The sequence below is a fragment of the Alphaproteobacteria bacterium genome (genome assembly GCA_040905865.1).
GTDB lineage: Bacteria > Pseudomonadota > Alphaproteobacteria > UBA8366.
The window spans coordinates 1-4,638 of sequence record JBBDQU010000047.1 but is presented as its reverse complement, the minus strand read 5'-3'; the positions used below and the strand labels follow the sequence as shown (position 1 = coordinate 4,638).

Sequence of the window (4,638 nt, the reverse complement as noted above, 5' to 3'; positions counted from 1 at the left end):
TTCACAGGTTTGAATGGAACCTGTTGCGGTTCCATTCAAACCTGATGTGCTATAGAATTCGGTATCCGGCGGGCAAAACTCAATGCCCCTTGAACTGCGCCTTGCGTTTTTCGTTGAAGGCGCGCACGCCCTCCAGCCGGTCCTCGGTCGTTACCATGCGGTTATATGCCTCGATCTCGAACGCATAGCCGTTTTTCAGATCGATCTGGGTCGACACGTTCAGCGATTTTTTCGCCTGCCGGGTCGATATGGGGGCATTGTTGCAGATTGCCCTCGCAGTCTCCAGAGTCTCCTCCATCAGCTTGCCATCGGCGCAGATACGGTTCAGGACGCCCCATTCGAGCGCTTCCTGGGCCGAAAACATCCGGCCCGTGAGGATGATTTCCTTCGCCCGGCGGACTCCGACGGCGCGCGGCAGGTTCTGCGTGCCCATGGCGCCCGGCATGATGCCCAGTGTGACCTCGGTCAGGGCGAATTTGGCGTGGCTGGCGCCATAGGCGAAATCCGCCGCCAGCACGAATTCCAGCCCGCCGGCGACGGCGGCGCCGTTCACCGCGGCGATGATGGGAATCGGGCAGTCGGTCATGGCCAGCATCGCCTGCTCGAACAGCGCATGCTGTTTCTGCCAGGTGTCGTCGGTCATGTTGTTGCGTTCCTTCAGGTCGCCGCCGGCGCAGAAGATGCGCTCGCCCGACCCGGTCACGACGACGCAGCGCAGATCCTCCTGGTCCATGTAGAGATGGGTCCACATGTCGCGAAAATCGTAGCCCATCTGCGTGTTCAGCGCGTTCGCGGCATCGGGCCGGTTCAGCGTGACCAGCAGCAGGTGATCCTCGATCCGTTCCAGCTTCAGGGTCTCGTAATCCATTTTCATCGCTGTCATTCTCCGAACAGTTCCGCGTTATGCGCGCCGAGTTCCGGCGGGCCGTCATGCTGCAAGGGGCGGACGCGGTCAAACGACATGGGGATGCCCATCAGCTTGTACCGGCCGTCATCCGTATCCTGCAGGATACCAAGCGCCTTGGTCTGGGCGTGCTTCACGACCTCGTCAATACCCTGCAGGGGGGCGCTTGGAATGCCGACAGCCTCGAGCGACTGTTGCCAGTCCATCATGTTGCGCGTCGCCGTGACATCTTCGATCAACCCGGTGAGGGTTTCGCGGTTCTTCCAGCGGCTCGGATTGTCCGCGAAGCGCGGGTCCGTCGACCATCCGGGGCAGCCCAGCAACACCGACAGCCGGGCGAACATGCGGTCGTTGGGGGCCGCGATGATCAGATAGCCGTCGGCGCAACGATAGGCCTGATAAGGCGACATGCCGGGGCCGGAGGAGCCGAATCGCTTGGGAACGGAACCGTCGCCGAAATAGCTGCAGGCGTGATAGGTCATCCAGCCGAGCGCGGTTTCATAAAGCGAGGTATCGACACGCCCGCCCTTGCCGGTCAGTTCAAGCGTCCGCAGCGCGGACAGAACGCCGATGACGCACCACATGCCGGTGCCCATGTCGATGATGGAGGTGCCGACGCGCACCGGCGGGCGCCCTTCCTCGCCGGTGACATTCATCAGGCCGCAGAAGGCCTGCATCAGCGGGTCGTATCCGGGGCGGGCGCTCAGTGGCCCTTCGGTACCGAAGGCGCCGCAATTGACATAGATGAGCCTCTCGCTTTCGGCGCAGAGTTCGTCGGCGCCGAGGCCCAGCCGTTCGGCGACGCCGGGTCGCAGGTTCTGCACGACCACGTCCGCCTGCTCGACGATAAAGCGGCGCAGTGTGGCGACCTGTTCGGCGTCCTTGAGGTCGACCGTGACCGAATGCTTGCCGGCGTTGAGCGCCACGAAAATGGCGCTGACATCGCCATACCAGCCGGTGCCCCAGACGCGGCAGTCATCGCCGGTGTCCGGCCGCTCGACCTTGATAACCGTTGCGCCGAGAGTCGAGAGAATCCATGCCCCGTAGGGGACGGCGACGCTGCTGCCGAGTTCAATGACGCGCAGGCCGGCGAGGGGGGTTGCTTTGCTCATGTGGTTTCTTTTTTCCCTTCAGTGATTCCGTTACGGTATCCGCTGGCATCCCCGAAATGAAGTGTTTTCGATTCATTAGGATATTCCCGTCATATTCATGGTTAACAGCAGCTAAGATATGTCCATGCCCGACGATTCATCCCCCATTTCCGCAGCCGTTGCGCTGTTCCAGGCCGGCGAACTCGCGGCGGCCGAGAAGTCCTGCCGTGATGTTCTGGCGCGGCAGGAAGGCAATGCGGAGGCCTGGCACCTGCTGGGGGTCATCGCCCATCGTGCCGGACGCAACGATATCGCCGTCCGGCATGTCCGGCAGGCCGTGGCGCTGGCGGGCGATTCCGCGTCGTTCCACAACACACTCGGTTACCTGCTGCGTCTCGCGGGGCAGTATGCGGACTCGGTTGCCGCGCTGGAAAAGGCAATCGCGCTGCAGCCGGATTATGCCGATGCGCATAACAACCTGGGTATCGCTCATGCGGAATCAGGGGCGCTGGAAACCGCGGAGGCGGCGTACCGGACGGCGCTGCGCCACCGGCCGGATTTCCCGGAGGTGCAGAACAATCTCGGCAACCTGATGTACCGGATGGGACGGGTCGACGAGTCGCTGGCGGCCTTCGAGGCGGCGACGACGCTGCGCCCGGATTATGCCGAAGCGCATTCCAATCGGGGCGATGCGTATCTCAACCAGGGCGACATCCCGGCCGCCATCGAGGCCTTCGACACATCGGTGAAGATTGCGCCGAACTGGCCGAATGGCTGGTACAAGCTGGGGAACGCCCTTTTTCAGGGCGAGCGGTTCGAGAACGCCCTGAAGGCGTATCAGCGCAGTATCGACCTCAACCCCAACCAGATGCGCTGTCTGACCAATCTTGGCGCGACGCTGGAAAAGCTGGGCCGTTATGAAGAAGCCGCCATGATGCTGCGCCATGCGCTGGTGTTGATGCCGGAAGACGTTTCGGCAATGAAGAATCTGGGCCATGTGGTCCTGAAGCTGGGCCATACGGGTGAAGGGCTTCACCTGTTGCGGCGGGTCGCGGAACTGGCGCCGGACGATCCCGATGGCCATTACTCGCTGGGCAATGCCCTGCTGCGGATGGAACGGCTGCAGGACGCCCTGAACTGCTACAAGCGGGTGCGAGAACTGCAGCCGAACGCGGCGCGCGCCTATTTCGCCCCGGCCAGCGTGCTGCTGATGAACGGGCAGTTCAAGGAAGGCTGGGCGGCTTATGAGTCCCGCTTCGACATGGCGGCCTACAAGACCAACGTCAAGAATGTCCGGGACCGGCTCTGGGACGGCAGCCCGCTGAACGGGCGGCGTCTGCTGGTCCATGTCGAGCAGGGGTTCGGCGATACGCTGATGTTTATCCGCTATGTCCCGCTGCTTCGCCGGTTTGCCGGCGAGGGAAAGATCTATCTCGCCTGCGAACCTGAACTGTTCCGCGTTCTCAAGACAGTTGAGGGGGTAGATGAAGTCTATGCCCTCGGCTCGGAAGCCTCGGTCACCTTCGAGGTCCAGGTCCCGCTGCTGAGCCTGCCGAACCGCTTCGGTACGACCGTGGAAACGATCCCGAACAGGGTGCCCTATCTGCGGCCGCCGCCGGACGCCAAAACGCGCATCAAACGCCGCAAGGGCGGCAGGCTGGCGGTTGCCTTCGCCTGGGCCGGGCGGCCGACCCACAGCGATGACCGGTTCCGTTCCTGCCCGCTGATCTGGTTCGCGGCGCTGTTCGACATTCCCGGTATCGATTTCTACAGCATACAATGGGGCCCCCGGAGCGGGGAGTTGAAGCCGTATCTGGCGCGCGGGAATGTGTTCAGCCTGTCCGGGCAGTTGACGGATTTTGGCGAAACCGCGGCGATTATCGATCAGGTGGATCTGGTGATCAGCATCGATTCCGCCGTCACGCACCTGGCCGGCGCGCTGGGCAAGCGGGTCTGGACGATCCTGCCCTTCGGCGGGGAATGGCGCTGGCTGTTCCGGCGCGAGGATTCGCCCTGGTACCCGAATATGCGGCTGTATCGTCAGCGGATTCTCGGCGACTGGCGGCCGGTATTCCTGCGGATCGCGGGGGCGCTCCAGCAACTGGCAACGGCGGGCAAGGGGGCCGGCGATGCCGTGTCCGATACGGCTGTCGGCCAGCACGATACGGCGACGGAGCCGGGCAGCGTTTCGTCCGGCGAACCGGCTTCCTGACTATTTGTCGGTCGCCACGTAAACGCCGTTCCAGCCGATCGGCGGCGGGACTTCGCGGTACTCGTCGATCCGCTCCTGATACATGTCGTACAGGACATCCATGCCCAGATCCATGGCGCGGGCCATCTTGCGGCATTCCGTCATTTCGCTTTCCGAGATATCCCAATGCTGGCGCCGGTACTCGGAGATGAACGCCTGGTGTTTCGCCTTGATCGCGACGAATTCGGGCGAGGCCGCAAAACCGGCATCGCCGAGCAGGCAGTGGATATTGACGCCGACGGACTGGCCCTTGACCTGGATCAGGTCCAGTTCCAGCGTGGCGAAGCCGGCTTCTTCGGCGGCAACGCCCGTTTTTGGACCGAGGACGATCCTGACGCCGTAATTTTTGGACTGGCTTTCCAGCCGGGCGGCGAGATTCACGGGATCGCCCA

Annotated in this window: 4 protein-coding genes; 1 reads left to right on the top strand and 3 read right to left on the bottom strand. The window is 63.0% G+C overall.

From position 1 onward, the window contains the following. Window positions 1-79 precede the first annotated feature (79 nt). Complete coding sequence (locus tag WD767_09900; protein ID MEX2616399.1) at window positions 80-874, bottom strand: enoyl-CoA hydratase-related protein; 795 nt, start codon at window positions 872-874, stop codon at window positions 80-82. 5 nt (window positions 875-879) lie between these two features. After that, window positions 880-2,016: a CoA transferase gene (locus WD767_09895; protein ID MEX2616398.1), complete on the bottom strand. Its 1,137-nt coding sequence runs from the start codon at window positions 2,014-2,016 to the stop codon at window positions 880-882. A 124-nt stretch (window positions 2,017-2,140) separates the two neighbouring features. Here WD767_09895 and WD767_09890 point away from each other — a divergent pair, with 124 nt between their 5' ends. After that, window positions 2,141-4,207, top strand: a complete 2,067-nt coding sequence (locus WD767_09890) for a tetratricopeptide repeat protein (GenBank protein ID MEX2616397.1) — start codon at window positions 2,141-2,143, stop codon at window positions 4,205-4,207. Here WD767_09890 and WD767_09885 read toward each other — a convergent pair. Further along, on the bottom strand, window positions 4,208-4,638 hold a 431-nt coding region (locus tag WD767_09885; protein MEX2616396.1), incomplete at its 5' end, for an adenylate/guanylate cyclase domain-containing protein.

Bases quoted from the DNA above. Each gene is read 5' to 3' on its own strand.
- WD767_09900 (MEX2616399.1), bottom strand. From the start codon at position 874: ATGAAAATGGATTACGAGACCCTGAAGCTGGAACGGATCGAGGATCAC.
- WD767_09895 (MEX2616398.1), bottom strand. From the start codon at position 2,016: ATGAGCAAAGCAACCCCCCTCGCCGGCCTGCGCGTCATTGAACTCGGC.
- WD767_09890 (MEX2616397.1), top strand. From the start codon at position 2,141: ATGCCCGACGATTCATCCCCCATTTCCGCAGCCGTTGCGCTGTTCCAG.